General features: G+C 68.1%; 20 protein-coding genes. 5 read left to right on the forward strand and 15 right to left on the reverse strand.

The annotated features are described in order from the left end of the window. Nucleotides 1–83: 83 nt before the first annotated feature. From KF688_13235 to KF688_13280, 10 genes are all read right to left on the reverse strand, one after another. Nucleotides 84–2,852, reverse strand: coding sequence for a phosphoesterase (locus KF688_13235; GenBank protein MBX3426636.1), 2,769 nt, complete (start codon nt 2,850–2,852; stop codon nt 84–86). A 254-nt stretch (nt 2,853–3,106) separates the two neighbouring features. Then, nucleotides 3,107–4,060: a DUF1559 domain-containing protein gene (locus KF688_13240; GenBank protein MBX3426637.1), complete on the reverse strand. Its 954-nt coding sequence runs from the start codon at nt 4,058–4,060 to the stop codon at nt 3,107–3,109. Continuing rightward, nucleotides 4,057–4,491, reverse strand: coding sequence for a hypothetical protein (locus tag KF688_13245; GenBank protein ID MBX3426638.1), 435 nt, complete (start codon nt 4,489–4,491; stop codon nt 4,057–4,059). The genes KF688_13240 and KF688_13245 overlap by 4 nt, the downstream gene beginning before the upstream one ends. Continuing rightward, nucleotides 4,488–5,000 carry a hypothetical protein gene (locus tag KF688_13250; protein MBX3426639.1) on the reverse strand — a complete coding sequence of 171 codons (513 nt, stop codon included), beginning with the start codon at nt 4,998–5,000 and terminating at the stop codon, nt 4,488–4,490. Before KF688_13250 ends, KF688_13245 begins: the two co-directional genes overlap by 4 nt. Further along, nucleotides 4,997–5,425 carry a hypothetical protein gene (locus tag KF688_13255; protein ID MBX3426640.1) on the reverse strand — a complete coding sequence of 143 codons (429 nt, stop codon included), beginning with the start codon at nt 5,423–5,425 and terminating at the stop codon, nt 4,997–4,999. The genes KF688_13250 and KF688_13255 overlap by 4 nt, the downstream gene beginning before the upstream one ends. Then, on the reverse strand, nt 5,422–6,576 hold the full coding sequence (locus tag KF688_13260; GenBank protein MBX3426641.1) for a type II secretion system F family protein: 1,155 nt from the start codon (nt 6,574–6,576) through the stop codon (nt 5,422–5,424). The genes KF688_13255 and KF688_13260 overlap by 4 nt, the downstream gene beginning before the upstream one ends. Before the next feature lie 57 nt (nt 6,577–6,633). After that, entirely contained in the window at nt 6,634–7,638 is a 1,005-nt protein-coding gene (locus tag KF688_13265; protein MBX3426642.1) for a hypothetical protein, read from the reverse strand. 7 nt (nt 7,639–7,645) lie between these two features. Next, nucleotides 7,646–8,611, reverse strand: coding sequence for a hypothetical protein (locus tag KF688_13270; protein ID MBX3426643.1), 966 nt, complete (start codon nt 8,609–8,611; stop codon nt 7,646–7,648). Nucleotides 8,612–8,897: 286 nt separating this feature from the next. Further along, nucleotides 8,898–9,320 carry a hypothetical protein gene (locus tag KF688_13275; protein MBX3426644.1) on the reverse strand — a complete coding sequence of 141 codons (423 nt, stop codon included), beginning with the start codon at nt 9,318–9,320 and terminating at the stop codon, nt 8,898–8,900. Next, nucleotides 9,313–9,879 carry a sigma-70 family RNA polymerase sigma factor gene (locus tag KF688_13280; GenBank protein ID MBX3426645.1) on the reverse strand — a complete coding sequence of 189 codons (567 nt, stop codon included), beginning with the start codon at nt 9,877–9,879 and terminating at the stop codon, nt 9,313–9,315. The genes KF688_13275 and KF688_13280 overlap by 8 nt, the downstream gene beginning before the upstream one ends. Nucleotides 9,880–10,206: 327 nt before the next feature. On the opposite strand from KF688_13280, the gene KF688_13285 reads away from it, so the two are divergent. Then, a complete protein-coding gene (locus KF688_13285) occupies nt 10,207–12,774 on the forward strand; it encodes a hypothetical protein (GenBank protein MBX3426646.1) in 2,568 nt (855 codons plus the stop codon). Here KF688_13285 and KF688_13290 read toward each other — a convergent pair. After that, entirely contained in the window at nt 12,733–13,869 is a 1,137-nt protein-coding gene (locus KF688_13290; protein MBX3426647.1) for a PDZ domain-containing protein, read from the reverse strand. The two genes, KF688_13285 and KF688_13290, sit on opposite strands and share 42 nt — an antisense overlap. Before the next feature lie 99 nt (nt 13,870–13,968). After that, complete coding sequence (locus KF688_13295) at nt 13,969–15,060, reverse strand: trypsin-like peptidase domain-containing protein (protein MBX3426648.1); 1,092 nt, start codon at nt 15,058–15,060, stop codon at nt 13,969–13,971. A 349-nt stretch (nt 15,061–15,409) separates the two neighbouring features. Between KF688_13295 and lexA the strand changes: the two genes are divergently transcribed. Then, nucleotides 15,410–16,009: a transcriptional repressor LexA gene (gene lexA / locus KF688_13300; GenBank protein ID MBX3426649.1), complete on the forward strand. Its 600-nt coding sequence runs from the start codon at nt 15,410–15,412 to the stop codon at nt 16,007–16,009. Nucleotides 16,010–16,106: 97 nt separating this feature from the next. Further along, nucleotides 16,107–16,322, forward strand: a complete 216-nt coding sequence (locus tag KF688_13305; GenBank protein MBX3426650.1) for a type II toxin-antitoxin system HicB family antitoxin — start codon at nt 16,107–16,109, stop codon at nt 16,320–16,322. Between the two features lie 205 nt (nt 16,323–16,527). Here KF688_13305 and KF688_13310 read toward each other — a convergent pair whose 3' ends face one another. The 3 genes from KF688_13310 to KF688_13320 all read right to left on the reverse strand — a co-directional run bounded on the left by KF688_13310 (nt 16,528) and on the right by KF688_13320 (nt 18,723). Further along, on the reverse strand, nt 16,528–17,151 hold the full coding sequence (locus tag KF688_13310) for a hypothetical protein (GenBank protein ID MBX3426651.1): 624 nt from the start codon (nt 17,149–17,151) through the stop codon (nt 16,528–16,530). A 53-nt stretch (nt 17,152–17,204) separates the two neighbouring features. After that, complete coding sequence (ispH, locus tag KF688_13315) at nt 17,205–18,140, reverse strand: 4-hydroxy-3-methylbut-2-enyl diphosphate reductase (GenBank protein MBX3426652.1); 936 nt, start codon at nt 18,138–18,140, stop codon at nt 17,205–17,207. Between the two features lie 382 nt (nt 18,141–18,522). Next, nucleotides 18,523–18,723: a hypothetical protein gene (locus KF688_13320; GenBank protein MBX3426653.1), complete on the reverse strand. Its 201-nt coding sequence runs from the start codon at nt 18,721–18,723 to the stop codon at nt 18,523–18,525. 666 nt (nt 18,724–19,389) lie between these two features. Between KF688_13320 and KF688_13325 the strand changes: the two genes are divergently transcribed. Together KF688_13325 and KF688_13330 are read left to right on the forward strand one after the other, a co-directional pair. Beyond that, nucleotides 19,390–21,069 (forward strand): HAMP domain-containing histidine kinase, encoded by a 1,680-nt coding sequence (locus tag KF688_13325; protein MBX3426654.1) that lies wholly within the window; start codon nt 19,390–19,392, stop codon nt 21,067–21,069. 10 nt (nt 21,070–21,079) lie between these two features. Next, complete coding sequence (locus KF688_13330; GenBank protein ID MBX3426655.1) at nt 21,080–22,432, forward strand: sigma-54-dependent Fis family transcriptional regulator; 1,353 nt, start codon at nt 21,080–21,082, stop codon at nt 22,430–22,432. The last annotated feature ends 28 nt before the right edge of the window (nt 22,433–22,460 follow it).

The raw sequence follows: 22,460 nt of genomic DNA on the forward strand, positions 1-22,460 counted from the left end.
GTGCGTCGCAGGCGCGATCCGAGGGCTTGGCAGCCCCGCGGTCCGGGCTCCGCTCGGGGCGCGCTCGCGCCCCCGTTCAACCCTCAATCAAGCGGCGGCGCCGCCCCGTCGGCCTCGAACTCGTCGTCGTCGTCCTCCGTGACTGAGATCGCCCACTCGGGGTACGGGTCGCCGGCGCCCCGCATCGCCCGCCACAGGATTCGGTTGAGTACGTCCTCCGGCGCCCGATCGACCTGTTTGAAGTTCAGTCGCGCCGACACCAGCGCGTCCTCGCGTAACATCGGATCGGCGATCTCGGCGACCGTCGGGTTCATCTCGTCCAGCGGCGTCTCGACCGGCACGGCCGTGAACGGCGCCAGGTTCGGCTCGTCTTGGAAGCAGTCGAACATCGGGGTCGCGCTCGCGTCGAACTGGTTCATCGGCGGGAGGCCCAGAATCTGCTCGATCGTGCGAATGACGCTCGTCGTGTTGTATTGCGTGCCGACGACGGCGCCCCGTTTGGCGTAGGGGCTGGCGCACAGGGCGATCGTGCGGTACCCGCTCACGTGGTCCCAGCCGGCCTGGGGATCGTCTTCGATCGCAAAGATCGCCGTCTCGGGCCAGAACTTCGAGCGGCTGAACGCCTCGACGATCCGCCCCAGGGCCAAGTCGTTGTCGGCCATGCAGGCCGCCGGGGTCGGACAGCCGGGGCTCGTCCCGCTGGTGTGATCCTGCGGCAGGCAAATGATCACGAGCTGCGGCATCTCGCCGGCGGCTTCGAACCGCTTGAGGTCGGCCAGCACGTAATCGGCTCGCCACTGGTCGGGAACCGACATGTTCCAGCCGACGAAATCGACGGGCGAAAAGGGCCGCAGGCTTTCGACGCTCGGCCACGACTCGAACACGACCTCGCTCCCGCCGGACTTCCACGCCCGATAGCACGCCGCGAAGTCGGGCTCGCCGGGGCGCGACTCGTCGCGCCACCGCACCGCAGGCCCCATGAACTCGCCGTAGTTGCGCAGCGTCACGCCGTGCTCGATCGCATTGTCCCACAAGAACCCGCTGGGGGCGTACGCCAGGGCGTCGTCCTCGTCGACCCCCATGCCGTCGGGATAGCTCCGCGGAAAACCCGCGAAGCTTTTTTCCATGTAGTCGGTCGAGTACGCGGTCGTGCTCCACTGGTGCCCGTCGGCGCTCAGAATGCCGCTGCAATACGCGTTGTCCAGCAACACGAACTCCTCGGCCAGCTTGTGCTGATTGGGGGTGATGCGGCGGCCGAACACGCACAACTGCGGGTCGCCGTTCCCCTGCGGCAAGTCGCCCAGCACCTGATCGTACGTGCGATTCTCCTTGATGACGTACACGACGTGCTTGATCAAACTCGGCTCGCCGATGCGTCGGGGAATCGCCCGCGGCGGTTGGTCGGGGCGCGGCGGCAGGCGCGCCTCGGCGATCCGCGGGGCGCGCTGGTTGAGCGCGACCCGCTGCGACAGTTGCGCGAGCGTCTCCTCGTCGGGCAACGGAACCATCGAGACCGAGCCGAAATAGTGATGCGTGTTGAATCCCTCGGCGTCGAGATCCGGATGACGCCGACGCTCGGTCGGCAATCCCTTCACGTTCGCGACGGCCAGTCGCCGGCGCCGCGGGTCGAACGCCAAGGCGCCGGGATACCAGCCGACGGGGATCAGCCCCGCCAAGCGCGACCGCGCGGGATCCTCGGCGCGGAACTCGAACGTCGCGATCGCGTTCTGCGAGCCGTTGGCCACGTACAGTCGCTCGCCGGACGAGTCGAACACGGCCGCGTTCGGCGCCGCGCCCAGCAGCTCCGCGGGACTCGCCTTGGCCCACAACGTCGCGACGATCCGATCGGCGGCCGCGTCGATCACGGTCAGGGTGTCGCTGGCGGCGTTGCAGCACACGACCAGCCGGCGGTCGGGCGAAACGGCCAACCCGCTGGCGTGCAACCCGGTCGGAATCTCGGCGACGACCTCTCCCGCGGCGAGGTCGACGACGCTCGCCGAACCCTCGCTGGCGATGTGTCGGCGCGGATCGACCCGCACCGTCGTCCCCCGGCCGGCCGGGCCGGTCAGGTCGTCAGGCCCGGGGCGCCGACCTCCCCAATTGCTGACGTACGCCTTGCCGCCGACAAGCGCCACGTCGTACGGAGCGACCCCGACGTCGAAGGTCCGCAGCACCTTGCCGTCGGTCGCGTCGAGTTCCAACAGGCGATTCGAAAGATTCCCGCACACGTACAGCCGAGCGCCGTCGCCGCTCTCGGCGATCCCCGCCGGGATTTCGGCCGCCCGGCGCGGGGCGTTCGCCGCCGGCAGCGGCCAGTAGTCCGCGGGAACGATCCGCCCCTCGGCCTCGACGCGAAAGACCTCGACGAGCCCCTCGACGTTGCTCAAGTAGAGTCGCGATCCGTCCCCCGAGAACCGCAGGCCGGTGTAGCTGACCTGGCTCTTGCGATCGGGCTGCAGAATGTTGGACGAGGCGGGTTTCGAGCGCACGATGCGGGCGTCGTCGCTTGGAAACGGAACCCGCTGGTTCACCTCCCCTGTTTCGGGATCGAGCACGACCAGCGCATTCGTTTTGCCGGTGACGACCAGCGTTCGTCCGTCGGGGGAGAGCGCAATCGCCTGCGGCCGCATCCCGGGCAGGTCGATCAGCTTGCCGTACGGCGTGACGATTTGATTGACCGGCGTCACCGCGGTCCCGTCGTCGCGCCGGCCGACCGTCGCGTCGGCGGCATGCAGGTCGGCGAGGCTCTCCTCGGCCCGAACGAACCCGTACGTCAGGCCGCACCACAGCAGCGCCCCAAGCGGCGCACGCCGCCCGCCGGAAAGGAAGTTACGCAGCATTGTGCCAACCATGCCGTACTTGACGTCAGTGAGCCGACCGAGCGGCGCGGCGCAACGACAGTCGCCGCCTGGGGACAGTGTAAAGTCGCCCCCCGGCGCCGGCCATCATGCGAAACGGCATTGTCGCAAATCTTCACGGAGGATCGTCCCCGGGTATTGCGCAAACAATCTGCGAGAATTCACCGGCGGAGCGTTACGAGGAACGCGAGTCGGGGCGGACTCCGCGGTGCTGCCGTCCGCTTGCCGGACGTCGCTCGCCGCTGCTCTCAATAGTGAGGATCTTTCAGCAGCTTGCCGTCGGCCCGATGGCCCAACTGGGCGAGCACCTCCGGTTCGAGGTTTTCGCTCACATGCCGGACCGAACCGTCGGCGAAGGCCGCCAGGAAGATGCCCGGGTGCGTACTGCCGAACCCGCCGACGTGGAGCGGATCGACGCGAGTCTCGGCCGAACTTCCGGACGGCGAGCGCCGCTCGCGCGACTCGCGCCACGATTCGATCCGGCCCGTGTTCCGCAGCGTGGCGGGGGTCCCCGACGCCCACCCCAACCCGTTCTGTTCGTCGGGAAACATCTCGGCCAGCAGAATCGTCTGCGAACTGCCGTCGAGCATGTCGCGGTAACGGATTCGGCTGTTGAGGTAGAGCAGCCCCGTGTTCTTGGCGTCGATCGGCGCCTCCTCGTGATGATGACAGCCGGCGTAGGTGCTGTGGGCGAAGCCGCCCCGCTCGCTCCGCTCCCATCCTGGATACGAGGGGCACGTCATCAGCGCCAGCGACACCTCCCGCACCGCCTGATTCTGCGGCGCGTAAGCGCCCGCCTCCTGGTCGAACAGTCGATAGGCGTTGTACTGCTCGATGTACGGCAGGATTTGCACGACCCAGCTCACGTGGCGGCCGATCGGCTCGTTCCGCACCGGGCCGTCGGGGTTCAGGCACCCCGCGGGCAAAGACTCGCGACTGAACTCGTACCCGAGCACGGCCAAACCCAATTGGGCGACGTTGTTCTGACACGACGAACGCCGCGCCGCTTCGCGCGCCGCCTGAATCGCCGGCAACAGCATCGCCACCAAGACGCCGATGATGGCGATCACGACCAAAAGCTCGACGAGAGTGAAAGCTGTCACTCGTCGCAATCGAACCCCGCGGCCCGCGCCGCTGTTCGCCGAAATCGGCGCCGCGGATTCGCCCCGGCGTTGGTCTCGAGTATGCGGGTTGGCGTTCATGGCAGACGTTCTCCTGACGGGGACGAATTGAGAGGATGAATCGCGGTCAGCGAACTGCGGACCGAGCGCGGGGAGTCGGGGGCCAACGTCGCCGCGACGCGAATCCGGCGCGACTGCTCCGCGCCGGCGAGGGGCTCGACGGCAATGACGACTTCGCCGGCGGCGATCCCGGCAAGCGACTCGGCGTCGAGCCGCCAGGTCTCGCCGGCGTAACCCGGGTCGTCGGCCAAGGCGCCGACGGCTCGCACGAGCCCCGCCTCGACCAGCAGCACCGCCTGCCGCAGCTCGCTTTGGTCCTGGACGTCGTGCCGGGATCGCAGCCCGGCGCGCAGCATGTTCGCCGCCAGGGCGAACGCAACCGCCGCGCACGCCAGCGCAGCCACGAGCGTCGCTCCCCGGCGCCGAAGAGAAGGGCGCACACCGTCGTTCATGGCGAATCCTCCTCGGCGACGCCGATCGCGCGCCATCGCATGGGGGTCGCGGCGATCTGCAACTCGTAGGGCAAGAACGAGCTTTCGTCAAAGTCGAGCGGCGCGACCGTCAATTCGGCCCGCGGGGGCGACTCCGCCATCCGCAATTGGCACCGACGGCGCGGAGGAAAGACGTAGTATTCGCGACGTTCTTCCCCGCCGGCCAGCGGTTCGCTTCGTTCGACTCGTCGCCCGGCGACGCGCCACTCGACGGTTCGCTCGGCGCCAAAGTCCAGCCGCAGCCGCTGCGGGTCCGGCTCGAAGGTCGCGTCCCGGCATGCGGCCAAATCGGCGCGAAACTGTCGCGACAGCCGCGCCGCCGTGCGCTGCAGGTCGACCTGCTCTGTCGCCGTCCGCTCGCTGTGCCTCGCCGTGGCGATCATTTGAATGCCGATCCCCAAGAGCGTCGTCGCAAACATGATGACGACGAGCGTCTCGACGAGCGAAGCTCCCCGCCGGAGGCGATTCATGGCGATTCTCCCTGGGGACTGGCTGGCGAGTCGCCCTGTGCGATCAACCAGCCGACGAGAGCCCGCCGCCGCTCGCGCCCCGGCCCGTCGCTCCACTCCAGGCCCAGTTCGATTCGCGAGCCGTCGGCGTCGTCGCGCAGCAGACCGACGAGCCGCGGCTGGTCGAGGGCGTCGACAAGGCGGGGCGACGGCGCCAGATGTTCCAGCGCCGCCGCCGCCTCGTCGGGAGGGAGGAGCGTCAATCGATCGAGTTGGTTGGAAAGCTCTTCGAGCACGAGTCGCTCGTGCCGCGTCGCGACCGCCAGCCGCCCCTGCTGGACGATGATCGTCGCGACGATTCCGACGGCGGTCGTCAGCACCCCCGCGGCGACGATGCATTCGACGAGCAGCGCCCCGCGTCGCTCTCGGCGGAGGAGACGATTCATGACAACCCTCCCACCAGATTGTTCAGCGGAGCCATGATCGCCACGGCCACCAGCAGCACGGCCAACCCGACGACGATCACCGCCGCAGGGAACAGGACGTCGGCCCAGCGATCAAGCCGCGCGAGCGTTCGGTCGCGGCGCGCTTGGGCTAATTGCCGCAGGGTCCAGGTCCGCTCGTCGCCCGGTTCGGCCCGCTGAATGACCGCGACCTCGGCGGGCGCGGCCAAACCGACCGCGGCGAGGCTGCCGAACAACTCGGCGCCATGATCCAGCTCGTTCCGCACGAACAACAGCCGCCGGCGGATCGAGGGATCGTAGTGGTACCGGGCCAAGGTCGACACGGCCCCCGCCAGCGGCCGGCCGGCGGCGGAGGCGGTCGACAAGCAGCTCCACAGTTGCCCGATTCGCAGACTGGCCACGGGGCGAAACGCCCGGCCGTAGACCGAGCGGCTCAACCAACGGGCCAAGCCGCCGCGGGTGACGACCAGGGCGAACAACAACAGCGCCGCACCGAAGAACACGACAGGCAACACCACATGGAACGCCCGGCCGGTCGCGATGAACGCCTGGAGCGCGGAGGGCGTTTCCAGCGAAAAGTCGCCGAAGATCTCGACAAAGCTCGGAACAACTCTCACAAGCATGAACGTCGAAACGACGATCAGCGCCGCGCCGAGTCCGAAGAAGTACCACGCCCCGGTGCGATATCGGCGCCGGACGGCGAGGGCCGCCGATTCGTCGCGCTCGGCGATCTCGGCGAGCGACGCGGCCAGGGTCCCGCTTTCGCTGCCGAACCGCGCCGCGAGGACCGCTTCGTCGGCGACGACGCCGGGGGTCTGTTCGAGCGCATCGGCCAGCGGGATCCCCCCCGAGAGCCGGCGGGCGAGAGCGTGCAGTTTACCGCGGTAGAACCAGCGGTGCTCGCGCGCCAAGGCGTCCGCGACCGGAGCGAGCGGGACTTGGTTCGCCGCTCCCGCGGCGATCATCCGCAGCGTCGTCCGCTGTCGCGCCGCTCGTCCTTCGCCGGGGCGCCAGGGGCTCAACCGCCACGGCGGCGGCAGCAAGTCGCGGAGCCGCCCGGCGCCTTCGCCGGTGCGCACAAGGTCTCGCAGCTTGCCAAACCACTTGCGGAAGGTGGGAAACGACTCGGTCATGAATTTCTCAATCTGCGTGCGATCAAGGCAGACGAAACGCCTGCCGACACATGGCCGCTATCCTGTGAGACTGTTGACGAGAGAGACCAATGGCTGAAACAACGCCAGCACGAAGACCAGCACCAACAGGCCGACGAACGCGATTGCAATCGGAGCGAACATCCCCAGTCCTTCGCTGCCGCGGCGCTCGACCCGCTCGCGATAGCTGGCGGCGAGCGCCTTGAGCATCGCCAGTTGCGTCACGGGAGGGATCGTCTCGTCGTCGAGCAAATGAACCAACGTCGCGGGGAGCGAGCGAACGTATTGCCGCGGCGCGTCGACCGCCGCCCCGCGGAGCGCCCCCCAGGCAACCGCGCCGCGGCGCAAGGGGGCGTTGCGACAACTCAACCCCGCGGCGGCGACGGCGTCGGGGAGCGACTGCCCCGCCTCGCGCAGATCGACGATCCGCTGCACCAGCGCCGCCGCGTCCGCGACGCTGCCGGTCGACCCGCTTAAGAATCGACCGACCAGCGGCGTCCCCCAACCCCGGCGGACGCACCACCAAAGCGCGCCGCAAGGGACAATCACGGCCAGCGCGACTCCGACGATCGGCCCCCAATCGCCGCGGATGAATTGCGACCAACTGACGACGGCCTCGGTGAGCGGCGGCAGGTCGAGCTCGAAGTCGCTGTAGATGTCGCCAAAGATCGGCGTGACCGCCAGCCCGACGAACGTCGCCGCGGCAAGCGCCCCGAGGGCGATCAGCAGCACATACGTTCCGGCCACGAGTCGGCTGCGCCACAGCCGGGCGCCGGACTGCGCTTCGACGAACAACTCGGCGAGCGGCTCAAGCGGCCGCCCCGTCGCGGCAGCCGCGGCGAAACGCGGTACCCAAGCCGCAGCCAAGCCACGGCTCTGCGGCGCCAACAGGTCTCCCGCAGCGCCGCTTCGCAGGTCCGCAGCCAATCGGGTCAACTCGCGCCGCTGCCGACCCCGGGGGAGTTCGGCCGCGTACGCGCCCAAGCCCGCCGCGAGCACGTCGCGTTGCGGACCAGCGGTCGGATTGTCCTGATCGGCGCCCATCGCCCGCTCACTGAGGGTTCGACAACTTAAGCAACATTTCGCCCCACGGCCCGAAGACGACCCAGCCGTGCAGCAAGACCGCCGCGCCGCCGACGACCGCACACGTCAGCGCCGGCAGCAAGACGCGCAGCCGGCCCGCCTGCCGTACGGTGCGATCCTCGTAGGCGGCGTCGACCGCCGCCAGCGCCGTCGCCCGATCGGGCGACGCAAGGTCCTCGGCCAGCGCCCACCGAAACAAAGGTCGCAACCGCGGCGCGGACGGGCCAAACGTCTCCCCCAAGCCCGCATCCGCGGCCAGCCCTTGCACCAGCCCCAACGACTCCTCCCACGGCACGTCGCGAGCCGTGAGCAGGGCAAGTTGGCGGGCCAAATGTCCTTGCTCGATCGTCGCCTCGTGCTGAGCGAGCCCGCGGGGACGCAAGCGCCGCAGCCATCCCGAGCGCTGCGCCGCGACGACCAGCGCCGCGCCGAGGGCCATCGCCGTCGCCGCTGGCCAGCGGGTGTCGTTGATCATGGCGAGCCGCTCGAACCGCGGCCCGGGGGCGAGATCGAACTGCTCGTAGATCGCTTCCTCAGGGGGCGCCAACGTGCGCGCGTTGACCATGATCCCCGCGACCGCCAGCCCCGCCACCAAGAACGGATAGACCAGCGCGCGCCGGACGATGCCCCGCATCTCGCTCCGGGCGACGGCGCGGCGACGCAGGGCGTCGAGCGGCTCGGCGAACGAACCCAGCCGCAAGCCGACGGCCAGCAGACTGCGATACGCTCCGGGGAGCGGAGTGCGCGGATTGGCGACCGCCTCGGCCGCACTCGCCCCGCGAGCCATCGGCACGGCGATCGCATGCATCGCCTGCTCGAGTCCCCTCCGGCAAGCGGCGAACGAATTGCCCAAGCCCAAGTCGAGCCGGACCCCCGCGCGCTCCAGCGCCAGGATGTCCTCATTCAAGGCAGCGACATCGTCAAGAGCGGACATGGTTGGTCAAGCATCGAGCAAAGGACGCGGCGACAAGTATCCCGCGTTTGCAGCGGCGACGGCGACCACGCCGCTCAGCCGGAGCCCAACGCGCAAGCGTCCAAGAGCCGCCGCTTAAGACGATGCTCGCCAACCGCGAACTTGTTTAGAATTGCGCGCCAAACGGCAGAAACCGCTGCGCTGCCAAGCGGTCGAAAAGGGGACGGGCACACGAACCGACTCCAAACGCCCCGACAGCAGACAGCAGCATTCTGGGAGCGCGACGGCTCCGCTTTTCAACGCCCTGCTATCGGTCGCCGTCGCGCGGCTGGCCGAGAAGCTCCGCTTGGCGGTGGCGCAGGGCGCCGAACAGGTCGACCATCGCCCAGGCCGGGCCGCCGACCGCGGTGACCGCTTGCCGACGGACCGTCAGGCTGAGTTGCCAAGCGTCGGCCGTGGCAATGTTCTCGGGGGCGAGTCGCAGATGCTGCTCGGCCCGGTGCGAGGCTCCCCACACCAGCAGCATCGCCGCCGCGGCCGCAACCGCCGCGGTCCAGGCTCCCGTGCTGACGCCCCGCTGGACGCGAGCCGCTTCCAGAGTTCGCGGCCGAAGATCGTCCGAAGCCCGCATGTAACGCCCCGCGGCCCGAACGCGAGCCTCAAGATCGGCCAAGTCGCCGGCGCCAAGGCGATCGTCACCGGAGGGGGGCGGTGGAAGCCGTTCACTCATGGACCGCCTCCTCCCGCCCGGCGCCGAGCAAGGCGTGCAGCTTCTCCATGGCGTAGCGATACCGACTGGCGGCAGTGAAGGTCGAGACGTCGAGCACCTCGCCGATCTGGGCGAAAGTCATCCCTTCCCAAATCTTCAGCACGACGACCTCGGCCTGGGGGACGGGGATCTTGCGCAGCGCGAGCCACACGGCCCGATGCGACTCCTCCTGCTCGACCTCGTCGACAAGCCGGCGGGCGAGCAGGTCGGAGAGATTGGCCACGAGCGACCACCGCTTCCGTTTGCGGGCCGCTTGCAGGGCTTCGTTCCGCACGATCCGCAGCAGGTAAGCCCACGGCCGCTGGGCGGCGGCCAACACCCGCGGCTGAGCCGCCACGCGCACCAGGGCCGCCTGCACCGCGTCTTCGGCGTCGTGCTGGTTGCGGGTAATTGCGCTGGCGTAGCGCACGAGCCGGTCCGCGGTGAGATCGTACAATCCCCCCAGCGCAGCGACCCCCGACTCGGCAAGCCGCTGCGACGCCCCGACGACGTGCTGTTCAAACGAAGTTTCCGGGCCCATCACCATTACGATGCGCGTCGGGGCGGGGATTTGTCTAGCGCGGAGCAAGAATTCTGGAAAAGCGGCAAATCGAACCGTGGGCAAAACCGGCTGTCGGCCGCATGAGACCGCTGCGGAAAACAGGCTCATTTGCGGGATTTTCGCCCTGATTGCAAAGCCCCTTCGTTGGGGCCGGCGGAGCGGGCGCCTACACTGGAAATACTGGCTCGAAAGGCTCCTCGGTCGCACTCCGTGGCGATGCCGAGAGTCAGCCGGCTTGCGCTCCTTGTTCCCGTCTCGTCTCCGCGGCTGTCTCGCCGCGATCGGTCCCCGCGAGGTTCCTGGTTGATGCTTCGTCGACTCACTCTGGCGGCGGTCGCGTTGGCGACGCTCGCAAATATCCCGTGCGCCCTGGCCCAACTGCCCGCCTTCCCCGGCGCCGACGGCGCCGCGCGAACCGTCACTGGCGGGCGCGGCGGCTTGGTCTACCACGTCACGCTGCTCGACAAGAACTTCAACGACAACCGCCCCGGGACGCTCCGCTACGGGCTGAGCGACAGCAACTTCGGCGGCCAGCCGCGCACGATCGTGTTCGACGTCGCCGGGACGTTCTGGCTCGGCCGCTACGGCGCCGAGAACGGTCACGACAACGGCTGGGACACCCAGTCGCGGTACAACCTGGGGAGCAACGTCACGATCGCCGGCCAAACGGCGCCGGGCCCCGTGTACATCATGGGGGGGCTCGTCAAGGCAAGCGGATCCAACACGATCTTGCGCAACGTGACGATCGCCCCCGGGTACGGGATGCGTAACTTCTCGCAGCCGGAAGCCGGCGTCTTCCCCACGCCCGGCACCTTCCCCGATCGCTACGTCTACGACGCGATCGACATTTCGGGGCAGCGGATCATGATCGATCACGTGACGATGGTCTACGCGACCGACGAGACCGTTTCGGCAAACGAGTTGGCCGACGACGTGACGATTCAGTTCAGCAACATCTCGCAGGGGCAGAATTATCCCCAAGCCGACGCCGAGGCGAGCGGCACGACTTATACAGGACACGCGCTCGGATCGCTGTTGCAAGCGGGCTCGAACGCCAACATCAGCGTCGTCAACAACCTCTACGCCCACCAGAAGGGACGCTTGCCGCGGGTCGGCAGCGAAGTCGGCACGGGGGCCTACAACGACTTCCGCAACAACGTCTTCTACAACTGGTTCGACACGGCCGGCAGCGGAGCCAGCGGGCAACCGAGCTTCAACAACTTCATCGGCAACTTCTATCTGGCCGGCCCCGGCGGCGACAATCCTGTGGGGGGCTCCAGCACGGCGATCACCGTCAAGGCGGGCGGAACGAACACCTTCAACGGCGCCAGTTCGTCGGCGACCCGGGTTTACCACTCGGGCAACATGCGCGACATCAACAAAGACGGCGACGCGCTGGACGGAGTCCTGCTCACCAACAGCAACTTCAGTTCGTCGAGCATCCAAGCGACCCCCTATACCCAAACTCCGTACCATGGCGTCACCCTCTCGGCGACCGAGGCGTACGACCGCGTGCTCGACTTCATGGGCGCCACGTGGTGGGACCGCGGCCCGGTCGACCAGCGGATCATCCAGGAAGTGCGCACCGGCACGGGCAAAATCATGGCCTGGGCCGACGACCCGTTCAACAACGATCCCAACGAAGGAACCGAATGGCGGGACATGCTCGCCCTGCGCGCCAACCCGGCGACCGGCGCCGCCCCCTTCTCCCGCGGCGCCGGCTGGGACTCAGACGGCGACGGAATGCCCGACTACTGGGAGCTGGCCCACAATCTCGACCCGCTGGTCGCCGACAACAACGGCGACTTTGACGACGACGGCTACACGAATCTCGAAGAATACGTCAACGAAATCGCGGCTTGGCCGGCGCCGCGGCCCCTGGAGTTCAGCGCCGCCACGAGCAACCGTTACGCCCAGAGCGGCAACTGGAGCACGCACTGGCAGCCCTCCCGCTTCGACGAGGCGCAGATCAACAGCGGCACGGCCGTCGTCGACGCGGTCGGCCAACATGCCGGGCGCGTGCTGATCGCCGGCGGAGCGGCCGACGTTGCGACCCTGGCGGTGAACTCCGGGTGGCTCGTCGTGCAGGATCAAATCGCCATCGGCGGGACCGCCGCATCGCAGGGAACGCTCGAGCTTGCCGGCGGGCTGCTCCGCGTCGGGCGGATCGAGAAGGGAGCCGCGGGGGCGATGAGCTTCACCGGCGGGGTCCTCTCGGCCGACGAGGTGGCGTTCTCGCTGGTCAACGCCGGCGGCGCCATCGCGCCCGGAATGGGAATCGGCCAGACGCGCATCTTCGGCGACCTGACGATGCAGGCCGGCGAGATCGCCCTCGACGTCGCCGGCCCGAGTTTTGGCCAGTACGACCGCCTGATCGTCGATGGCCATCTCGCCGCGGGCGGGGTCTTCTCCGTGACGCTCGACGCCTACGCCCCGCAGATGGGCGACGTCTTCGATCTGCTCGACTTCGGCTCGGCGTCGGGGGGATTCGTGATGTCGCTGCCGGAACTGACTGCGGGACTTGCCTGGGACGTATCGCAACTGTTCGCCAGCGGCGTGTTGGCGGTCGTCGCAGGGGGCGCCGACGATCCCGACTTCAACGGCGACGGGTTCGTCGACGGCAGCGATTTTCTGATCTGGCAACGCGGTTTCGGACTCGCAGGCCAAACCGGCAACGCCAACGGCGACGCCAATGGCAACGGAGCGGTCGACTCCGCAGACTACGGCGCCTGGAGCGCCGCGTTCGGGGCCGCTCCGCCGCAGACGACTGCCGTACCGGAACCGACCGGCGGGATGATTGCCGCCGCGCTGGCCGCACTGGCGTACGGCTCGCTACGGTTCGCTCGCCGGCGCCCCGACCGTGGCGGCCGTTGAACCGGCCGGCTGCGCGACTCCGGCCGCCGCGAGCAGGCGCTGGGCGACTTGCTGAACGGTCGCCGCGTCGATGGCGTACGACTCGGTCCGGCCGCTGCGGGCGATGTTCAGCCCAATCGTCTCGCCGTCGAGATTCACCAGCGGCCCGCCGCACTCGCTGGGCCGCAGCACGGTGTCGTGCTGCAAGGCGCGCGGAAACCCGAACCGCCGTTCGCTCAAGGGGCCGCCCGTCATGCTCGCCGTGTCGCCGCGACTGCCGCTGGTCTGCAGGCTCGACTCGCTCTTGAGCACCGCGACGAGCGTGATCCGCTGGCCGTCGCGGAGGATCTCCAGTTCGACCTCGTCGCCAGGGCTGAAACTGCGTACCCGGCGGATGAGCTCGACGCGCGTCGGCGTCGCCTCGCCGCTCACCGCGACGATGCGGTCCCCGACGCGAACCCCCGCTTTGTCCGCCCCGGTGTCGGGGCGCACCTTGGTGACGATCGGAGCGTTGAACTGATCAAGTTCCACACCCAGCACCCCGGCCTGCCGAGGCAGCGCCCGCGGAGGAACGCTCACGATTCCCACGGCCACCGGATCGCGCCACAACCCGACTGTCGCCGCCCAGGATCCGACCAGGGGACTCGTGCGCGCAAAGCGCACCGGAACGAGATCGTTCGTCTCGACCCGCAACAACGCCAGGTCGTACTCGTTGTCGAATCCGACGAGCGCGGCCGGCAACTCGCGCTCATCCGCCAAGACGCAGGTCGCCGGTCCTTTGAGCGAGGTGAACTTGGTCAGGATCCAACCGTCGGTGCGCAGGGCGGCGCCAAACGCAACGTCCCGCTCCTCGCAGACGATCCGCACGACCGAGGGGACGACCGGCTCGACGACCTCGCGAAACGCTTCGCGGACCTGGGGCCCGTTGGTCAGTCGCCACCGGGGGACGAAAAACTGATCCGCGTTGAACGGCAAATCGCGCGTGCCCGGCCCCTCGTAGGACTCGCCGCGCGGGCGGCTCCCCTGCCCTTGCGTCAGTTCGCTGACCACCGCGCCGCTCGCGGCGACGAACACGGCCAGCGCCAATCGCGCTAAGAACTGAAATGGTGCAGTCATGGTTCGACGGGGCTCGAGTCGTGGGGCGAGATCTCGTCAGTTCCAAGCGACGGCTGCAGGCCTCGGCGATCCAACGAGCGCACGGGCCGCAGTCGCCGGTCAGTTGGCCCGGCCGGGCGACAAGCCCTGGGGGCCCTTTTCCTTATCGGCAGGTTTAGGGGGCGCCACGGCCAATCGCGGGCGAAACTCGAGCGTTTCCTCCCCGCGGCGGACCTCCAGCAGCACGCGCCGTCCCGGCATCTTCGCTTCGACGGCCGCGATCAGCGCCTCGAAGGCGTCGATCGTCCGCCCGTCGATCTTGGTCACCACGTCCCCCGGCTTCAGGCCCGCGCGTTCCGCCGGCAGTCCGGGAAAGACCTGCGTGATCAGGCACGTCCCCTCCTCGGTCCGCCCCGCGACCCCCAGCATCGGCCGATCGCGGATCCCGTCGCCGTTGCGGTCGAACGGCCCGCCCCAGGACTCTCCCTTGTGCATCCGCTCCCAGCCGCGGCGGTAGGCGCCGATCGACACGTGAAAATTCTGGTTGATCATCGGTCCGATGCTGCTGTGAATGCCGACGACTTCTCCCGCGAGGTTCACCAGCGGCCCGCCGGAATCGCCCCCGACGATCTCGCAGTCGCTGCAGACGACGTCGTGCCCGGTGAACAGCACCCGCCCCAGTCGCACGGGCGGATCGCGCAGGGCGACGACTCCCCCCGGCTGCCCCGTGGCCACGACCCACGTCCCGGCGGCCAATTCGTCCCCCTCGGCCAGCGGGCAGTAGACAAGATCCGCGGGGGGGTCCAACAACTCGACCATCCCCGCGTCGCAGTCGTGATCCGCCCCCAAGGTGTAGCCGGGCAATCGACGACCATCGGGAAAAATGACGGTCGCCCGCTGGCCCGCCTCGCCGACGACGTGCCCGGCGGTGAGGATCAACCCCTCGCGATTGACGACGACCCCGCTCCCCATGCCGTTGCCGATCCGCAGACCGACCGTCGCCGGCAGGACCCGCTCGACGACCCGGGCGACCTGACGTTCGATTTGCCGCAAATCATCGACTGTTGCAGGGGACCGCTCGGCGAGCACTTTGGCCACCCCCGCAGGCAGATCGACCTTCTGGGCCCAGGCCGTCCCGGGGGAGAAAACCTGCGCGGCCCCGACGGCAATCCCGGCAATCAGCGACCCGAAACCAGCGGTGCGACGGAACAAGGGCAAGGCTCCGGCAAGCAAACGGCGACCGCCGCGGGCGGCCCGCGACCCCTGCATTCTCGCAACCCTTGCCCGTTACGGCAATGTTTTGTCCCCTGCTCCGCCCCCTGATCATGTGAAACCTCATCCCGCCCCTCGACCGATGTCACCTGTACAAACGCACTTGCGTCATGTACGCCCGTATATTAAGTTAGTGGCAGCGGGCGCGCGGTCGGACCGCCGCCGCAACAACCGTCGTCACGCGAACTTCGCCACGGAATCCGGAGCCAAGCCGCGACTGGCGACCTCCGGGACTCGAGCGAATCGCCCGCTCTGACCGGCGGATTTCGCGTTTTACCAGGGGGCACGCATGGCCATCGACCAACTCACCAAGCGGCAACGCGAGGTCTACGAATTCATCCGCGAGAAGATCCGCGGCCGCGGCTACGGCCCCACCGTCCGCGAGATCGGCGAGCACTTCGAGATCAACTCCCCCAACGGGGTCATGTGCCACCTCAAGGCCCTGGAAAAAAAAGGGATCATCACCCGCGAGCCGAACATGTCGCGGGCAATCCAGCTCTCCGACGTCGCCCGCGGGCACGGCATTCCGCTGGTCGGCCAAGTGGCGGCCGGCAACCTGACCGAGGCGATCGAGGAGGCCGAGACGCTCGACTTCGAGGAGCTGTTCCCCACCAAAAAGGGCTGCTTCGCATTGCGCGTGAAGGGGGACTCGATGATCGAAGCCGCGATCACCGAGGGAGACATCGTGATCGTCCGCCGCACCAAGACGGCCCACAAGGGCGACATCGTCGTCGCCTTGACCGACGAGGGGGAGGCGACCCTCAAGTACTGGTTCCCCGAGGCGAACCGAGTGCGTCTGCAACCGGCCAACAGCTCGATGAAACCGATCTACGTCCGCAACGTCGAAGTGCTGGGGGTGGTGACGGGGGTGGTGCGGAAGGTGGGGTGAGGCAGTCGCGTAAGATGAGAAGGCGCCCGGGGCGACGCCAAACGGTACAATAGCTCGGGGCGATGCTCGTTCTCGCTGAACTTTTGCGGAATCGGCAATGCATAACGAATTCACGGCCATCGTAGAACGGGACGGCGAGTGGTTCGTCGCCTATTGCCCCGAAGTCCCCGGTGCGAACGGTCAGGGCGTCACCCGAGAAGAGTCGCTTGAAAGTCTCCGCGACGCGATCTCCCTGATCCTGGATGATCGTCGCGAGGACGCCCTCCGAGGCGTGCCCGCTGACGCCGACCGGACCGTGGTCACGCTCGAATGAAACGGGCGGCGCTCTTACGACACTTGCGGCGACACGGCTGCATTCTTAAGCGAGAGGGTCGTTCCCACTCCTTGTGGATGAACCCAATGAACGGCGCAATGGAAGCCGTCCCCCGCCATGTCGAGATTGCCGATATCCTTGCCCGCAAGATTTGCAGGGGTCTTGGAGTGCCCGATCCAAAGTGAGTGATTGCCTCACCGGCGCCTCAGGTCGCGGGCGGCCTCGATCTCTCGTCCATCGCTCGGACCTCCTTCAGGGACCATGATTCCGGCCCCTGCTGATGCCACAGCGAGTCTGCCGTCGTGGCGCCGCGGAGCGCGCGGGCGATGTCGGCCGTTCGCCGGAGCGCTTCGTCGAGCGCCGCGGCCCACGGCCCGTGCTTGGCCCGCTGCCACGCGGCCTGGGCGAGCGGGATCGCCGGGTCGTCCCCCGCGGCGAGCGGGTCGGCGGGGAGCCGGTCGTAAAACAAGCGAAACATCGTCGTCGACGCAAAGAAGGCCCGCATGCCGACCTGGTCGGCCAGCGCCGCTTGCAGTCGCAGGCAGGCGTGCTCGTGAACTTTCTTCTCCGGCTCGTTGAGAAGTCCCCAATCGAGCTTCTCCAGACTCTCGGGCCCCTCGCACAGGGCGTGACAGATCTCGTGCAAGATCATCTGGGCGAGGGAGTCGTCGGGGTCGAGGGTCTCGGGCGTGCCGATGGTCAGCACCCCGGCCCCGTCCCACGAAGCGTTCACCTCGGCGCTCCGCTCGACGCGCATCCCCATCTGCGCCGCCGCCCGAATCCAAACGAGCGACAGGGGATCTTCGTAGGTCTGTTCGATGTTTCGCACGGGAATCGGTGCAACAGAAACGGGCTCGAGTGCCGCGACGATCAAACGCCTCGTCACGCCGAGGCTCCGGCTCGCAGTTCCTTCGGCAGCGGAAAGGAAACGGTCTCCTCGCGCAGCGAGCGAACCTCGACTGTGGCGGCGAACTTGTCGCGCAAGTAATCGAGCGTCGCCTCGACGACGACCTCCGGAGCGCTCGCCCCCGCGGTCACCAGCACCGTATCGACCCCTGCGAACCAAGCCGGGTCGAGATCCTGAGGCCCGTCGATCAACCGGGCCGGGGTTCCCCGTTCCGCGGAGAGCTCGGCGAGCCGCTGGCTGTTCGAACTGTTCTGGCTCCCCAGAACCAGCGTCAGTTGGGCTTCGTCCGCCAGTTTGGCGACCGCCTCCTGCCGATTCTGAGTCGCGTAGCAGATGTCGTCCTTCGGGGGCGCCGCAATCCGCGGAAACCGCTCGCGCAGCCGGCGGATAATCCGGTTCGCGTCGTCGACGCTGAGCGTGGTCTGGGTGAGATAGGCCAGCTTCGCCTCGTCGGCGACGCACAGGCGGTCGACGTCCTCGGGGGTCTCGACCAGGATGATCGCCTCGGGCGCCTCGCCCATGGTGCCGATGACCTCGTCGTGCCCCTCGTGGCCGATCAGGAAGATCGTGTACCCGGCTTCAGCGTACCGGATCGCCTCGAGGTGGACTTTGGTGACCAGGGGGCAAGTCGCGTCGATCGCTCGCAGCCGCCGCTCGCGGGCCGCGCGGCGGATTTCCGGCGAGACGCCGTGGGCGGAGAACAGCAGCGTCGCCCCCGCGGGAACCTCGTCGAGATGATCGACGAACACGACCCCTAAATCGCGAAACCGATTGACCACGTACTTGTTGTGGACGATTTCGTGGTAGACGTAGATCGGCGTCGGCAGCGACTGCAGGGCCAATTCCAGCGCCTCGATCGCCATGTTGACGCCGGCGCAGAATCCACGGGGACTGGCGAGCAGGACGTTCATGGGCGAGGGAGACAGGCGCGGGGGGAGGACGCATCCAGCGATCCTGCGATGATAACCGCGACTCCCTGGGCGCGACCACCCATGTCGTTCGCCCAAGCGACACGCCGCCCCTGGAGAAATGGCGCCGAAACTCGAGGCGAAGCTCGCGGCGTGAGAAGTGCGAATCCTAAGACTCCGCCAGCCTCGGGCCGAAGGGGCAAGCTGGCCTGGGAATCTGCCCGGCTCGCCCTGCCTGGGAGAGCCGCCCTGAAAACGGGAACGGGCGTCGGGGAAGGAGGCCGCCGACTCTTCGAGAGTTGGCGAGTCTCGGTCCCCGACGCCCTGGGAGCAATGCTTGATGTGCTGACTGACGCGGACGTGGTCCGCTGGATCCTCCCTCGCTCTATCGCGGTTTGCGCGGGGTCATGCGGCCCGGCTGCGGGTCGCGGGTGACGGCGTGCCGCCGGGGGCGAACGTACCGGGCTTCGAACTCGCGGAGCTGCGTGTTCAATTCGCTATTGAACTTCAGCCATGCTCCGAACTCAAGCGCCACGGGGGGCAAGCCGTCGAACGGCTCGGTGCGCGGGGGAACGGGGGTCGACATGGGGAGCCTCCTCTGTGATCCGACGCCCCATACCCCGGACTTGCTTTCCCGCAAGAGTCGCCCGCGGCACGCGACGTTGCCATCTGTACGGATGACACCACCGATCGGTTCGCGGTTCAAGGGCTCCGCGCTAATTACGCAGGGGGTCGCGGAAACCCACCAAGCCGCGGACTTCGACGGGAAATGCCGATCTGCAAGACGAACCGGGCTCCGCGGGGCGGGTTCACTCGCCGGCGGCAAGGCGACGCTGGGCGGCCGCGTTCCGTTCGGCCAAGGCCGTCATCTCGGCCCGGCTGAGGCGATCGCTGCGGTTGCGATCGCTGCGGCGGAGCAACTGGGGGAACCGCTCGGCCAGCCGCTCGGGCAGCTTGCCGGCGACCCAATGTCCGCCGCCGGGCCAAGAGGACCTGCCCGGAGAGTCCCAGATCGCCGCGGGTCTCGATCTGTCGTCGCTCGACGGGGGAAAGTTTGGCGACCTCCGCGGCGACGTTATCGATGCTGGCGCCGGAGGCTCAAACGCCCAAACCAACCAACAAGCTCTTCCGTCATCCTCGTTCCGCCATTCCCCCTCGCCTCTCCCTCTTCCGCCTTGCCGCCGGACAGCGCCGGCCAGTACACTCCGCCCCCTCAAATCGCCCCGCGCCGTTTGCGACAAGGAGGTCGCTGGTGCTCCGCCACTGGCCCATACGCACGAAGCTGCAGGTCGGGCTCGGCCTGCTGCTGGTCGCCGTGCTCGCGCTGTTCGGCAGTGCGCTGTTCGGACTGCACGCTTATCGCGGGCTGTTGCACTCCGTCGCGGCGCGCAGCGCCGAGTTGCCGCTGGCGAGCGACGTCCGGCAGAACGTCAGCAACCTGCGCGTCACGCTCAGCCGCGCCGGCGAACGGCTCTATCTGCCGACGACATTCGCCTCGTCGTCGCAGTCGACGTCGAAGTCGGCGTACGACTCGAACAACGACGGCGTCATCGACGCCTACGATTATGCCCCGCTGGACATGCAGGAGCTGCGGTACGCGTACGTCGCCCAGCTCAACTTGCTGGCCGAATCGCTGGCCAAGTATCGCGATCAGTGGGAGGAGAACAAGCACGAGGCGGACCAAGGCCTGGGCGACGACCTGGGCGAAGGCAAGACGCTGGCGGCCATCGAGAAGCGAATCGCCGCCCTCCGCGACGAGGACGCCCACGGGCAGGAATGGCTGCTCGACCACGTCCAACTGGGGCGGATTCGCGGCGAGGTCGACAAGCTGGCCGCGGATGTGGCCGCGCTCCCCAGCCATCTCCACAATCGCTTCCGGGCCCTCGCCGGCGACATGCGCGCCCGGTACCGCACGGCCATCGTCGTCTCCTGGTTCACGGCCGTCGTGTCGTTGGTCGTCCTGTCGGGCGCCGGGCGGGTGTTTTACAAGTGGTTCGCCCATCCGCTCGAAACGCTCGTCGACGGTTCGCGCAAGGTCGCGGCGGGCGACTTCCACCACCGCATCCGGCTGGCCACCCGCGACGAAATGGGAGAACTGGCCGACGCAATGAACGCCATGACCCAAAGGTTCTGCGAAATCAACGACAGCCTCAACGAGCAGGTCCGCGAACAGGCAAGCCAGATGGTCCGCAGCGCCCAATTGGCCAGCGTCGGCTTCCTGGCCGCGGGAGTGTCGCACGAAATCAACAATCCGCTGGCGTCGATCGCCCTGTGCAGCGAGTCGCTGGAAAGCCGGCTGCAGGAACTGCTGGCCTCCGCCGGGCCCGACCGGGCCGCCGACGTCGACGTCGCCCGCAACTACCTGCAGATGATCCAACGCGAGGCGTTCCGCTGCAAACAGATCACCGAGAAGCTGCTCGACTTCGCCCGCCGAGGCGATTCGCAGCGGGCGAACGTCGAGCTCCGCGAGCTGACCGCGGGGGTCATCGAAATGGTGGACCACCTGGGCCGCTATCGAGACCGACGCGTCGAATTGCTCGCCGGGCCCCCCGTCGTGGCGGCGGTCAACGCCCAGGAAATCAAGCAAGTCATTCTCAACCTCGTCACCAACGCCCTGGAAAGCATGGACGCCGACGGCACGGCCCGAATCGAAATCGGCAGCAACGCCCGCCAGGCGACCATCGCGGTGTCGGACACGGGCTGCGGACTCTCCGACGAAGTGCGCCAGCATCTGTTCGAGCCGTTCTTCACGCGCCGCAAGAACGGACAGGGGACCGGGTTGGGGTTGTCCATCACCCATCGCATCGTGGAAGACCACGGCGGCCGGATCACGGCGGAGAGCGAGGGCCCCGGTCGCGGGTCGCGGTTCACCGTCACGTTGCCGCTGGCCGCCGCCTACAAGGAGTCGCATCATCGCCGCCAAGCCGCTTAACAGCCCCGGGCTGTCGCTGTTGTTCGCCGACGACGAGCAGTCGCTGCAAGAGCTGATGAAGCTCGAACTGCCGCGGCTCGGCCATCGGGTCACTGTCTGCCCCGACGGCATGACTGCGGTCGCGGCGATTGAAAAGAACGCCTACGACTGCATCATCGTCGACCTCGACATGCCGGGACTCGACGGCATCGGCGTCATCGCCCGCTGCAAGGAGATGTCGCCCGAGACCGAGGCGGTCGTGCTGACCGGCAAGAGCTCGCTGGAGACCGCCATCGCGGCCTTGCGCCACGGGGCGTTCGACTACCTCACCAAGCCCTGTCGGCTGATCGAGATCGAGGCCTTGCTCCGCCGCGTCGCCGAGAAACGCCGGCTCGAGCAAAAGAACCGCGCCCTGGAGCACCAAGTCCGCCGACTCGCGGGCTCGCCCCTGCTGATCGGCGAAACGGCGCTCATGCAGAAAGTGCGGCTCTTGATCGAAAAGGTCGCCCCCACCGGGTCGACCGTGCTCATCCTCGGCGAGACCGGCACCGGCAAGGAACTGGTCGCCCGCAGTCTGCACGACCAGAGCCCCCGCGCCGGCGAGCCGTTCGTCGCGATCAACTGCGGCGCTCTCCCCGAGACCCTGATCGAGAGCGAACTGTTCGGCCACCGCAAAGGCGCCTTCACCGGCGCCGAAGAGAACCGCATGGGGCTGTTCGAGGTCGCCCACGGCGGCACGCTGTTCCTCGACGAAATCGGCGAGCTTCCCAAGTCGATGCAGGCCAAGCTGCTGCGGGTGCTGGAAAGCGGCGAAATCCGCCGCGTCGGCGAGAACAAGCCGGTCACTGTCGACGTCCGCGTGGTCTGCGCCACCCATCGCAATCTGGCCGAGATGGTCGTCGCCGACGAGTTCCGCGAGGACCTGATGTATCGGATCAACACCTTCGAGATCCGGTTGCCTGCGCTGCGCGAGCGGATCGAGGACATCCCTCACCTGGCGCGGCACCTGCTCGCCCGGCATCGCCGCGGGGCGGTCGCCCACGACGCGATCGCCGAGGACGCCGTCAAGGCGCTGCGGGGCCACGTCTGGCCGGGCAACGTCCGCGAGCTGGCGAACGTGATCGAGCACGCGACGATCCTGTGCGACGCCGGCCCGATCCGCGCCGAACACCTCCCCTCGCGATTCGACAGCCGCCAACTGGTCGGCGCCGCACGCCTCAAACCGGGGGTGATGAGCCTTCGCGAGATGGAGATGGCCGCCATCCACGACGCGCTCGACCGCCACGCCGGCAACAAACCCAAAGCGGCCGAAGAACTCGGCGTCAGTCTCAAGACGCTGTACAACAAACTCAATGCCGCGGGGGAGATGGAGAAGTCGGCGTAACGCTTGCCTGAGCGGGGCGTCAACCCGC

The sequence above is a fragment of the Pirellulales bacterium genome, from assembly GCA_019636345.1.
Lineage (GTDB): Bacteria > Planctomycetota > Planctomycetia > Pirellulales > Lacipirellulaceae.

Bases quoted from the DNA above. Each gene is read 5' to 3' on its own strand.
- KF688_13235 (MBX3426636.1), bottom strand. From the start codon at position 2,852: ATGGTTGGCACAATGCTGCGTAACTTCCTTTCCGGCGGGCGGCGTGCG.
- KF688_13240 (MBX3426637.1), bottom strand. From the start codon at position 4,060: ATGAACGCCAACCCGCATACTCGAGACCAACGCCGGGGCGAATCCGCG.
- KF688_13245 (MBX3426638.1), bottom strand. From the start codon at position 4,491: ATGAACGACGGTGTGCGCCCTTCTCTTCGGCGCCGGGGAGCGACGCTC.
- KF688_13250 (MBX3426639.1), bottom strand. From the start codon at position 5,000: ATGAATCGCCTCCGGCGGGGAGCTTCGCTCGTCGAGACGCTCGTCGTC.
- KF688_13255 (MBX3426640.1), bottom strand. From the start codon at position 5,425: ATGAATCGTCTCCTCCGCCGAGAGCGACGCGGGGCGCTGCTCGTCGAA.
- KF688_13260 (MBX3426641.1), bottom strand. From the start codon at position 6,576: ATGACCGAGTCGTTTCCCACCTTCCGCAAGTGGTTTGGCAAGCTGCGA.
- KF688_13265 (MBX3426642.1), bottom strand. From the start codon at position 7,638: ATGGGCGCCGATCAGGACAATCCGACCGCTGGTCCGCAACGCGACGTG.
- KF688_13270 (MBX3426643.1), bottom strand. From the start codon at position 8,611: ATGTCCGCTCTTGACGATGTCGCTGCCTTGAATGAGGACATCCTGGCG.
- KF688_13275 (MBX3426644.1), bottom strand. From the start codon at position 9,320: ATGAGTGAACGGCTTCCACCGCCCCCCTCCGGTGACGATCGCCTTGGC.
- KF688_13280 (MBX3426645.1), bottom strand. From the start codon at position 9,879: ATGGGCCCGGAAACTTCGTTTGAACAGCACGTCGTCGGGGCGTCGCAG.
- KF688_13285 (MBX3426646.1), top strand. From the start codon at position 10,207: ATGCTTCGTCGACTCACTCTGGCGGCGGTCGCGTTGGCGACGCTCGCA.
- KF688_13290 (MBX3426647.1), bottom strand. From the start codon at position 13,869: ATGACTGCACCATTTCAGTTCTTAGCGCGATTGGCGCTGGCCGTGTTC.
- lexA (MBX3426649.1), top strand. From the start codon at position 15,410: ATGGCCATCGACCAACTCACCAAGCGGCAACGCGAGGTCTACGAATTC.
- KF688_13305 (MBX3426650.1), top strand. From the start codon at position 16,107: ATGCATAACGAATTCACGGCCATCGTAGAACGGGACGGCGAGTGGTTC.
- ispH (MBX3426652.1), bottom strand. From the start codon at position 18,140: ATGAACGTCCTGCTCGCCAGTCCCCGTGGATTCTGCGCCGGCGTCAAC.
- KF688_13320 (MBX3426653.1), bottom strand. From the start codon at position 18,723: ATGTCGACCCCCGTTCCCCCGCGCACCGAGCCGTTCGACGGCTTGCCC.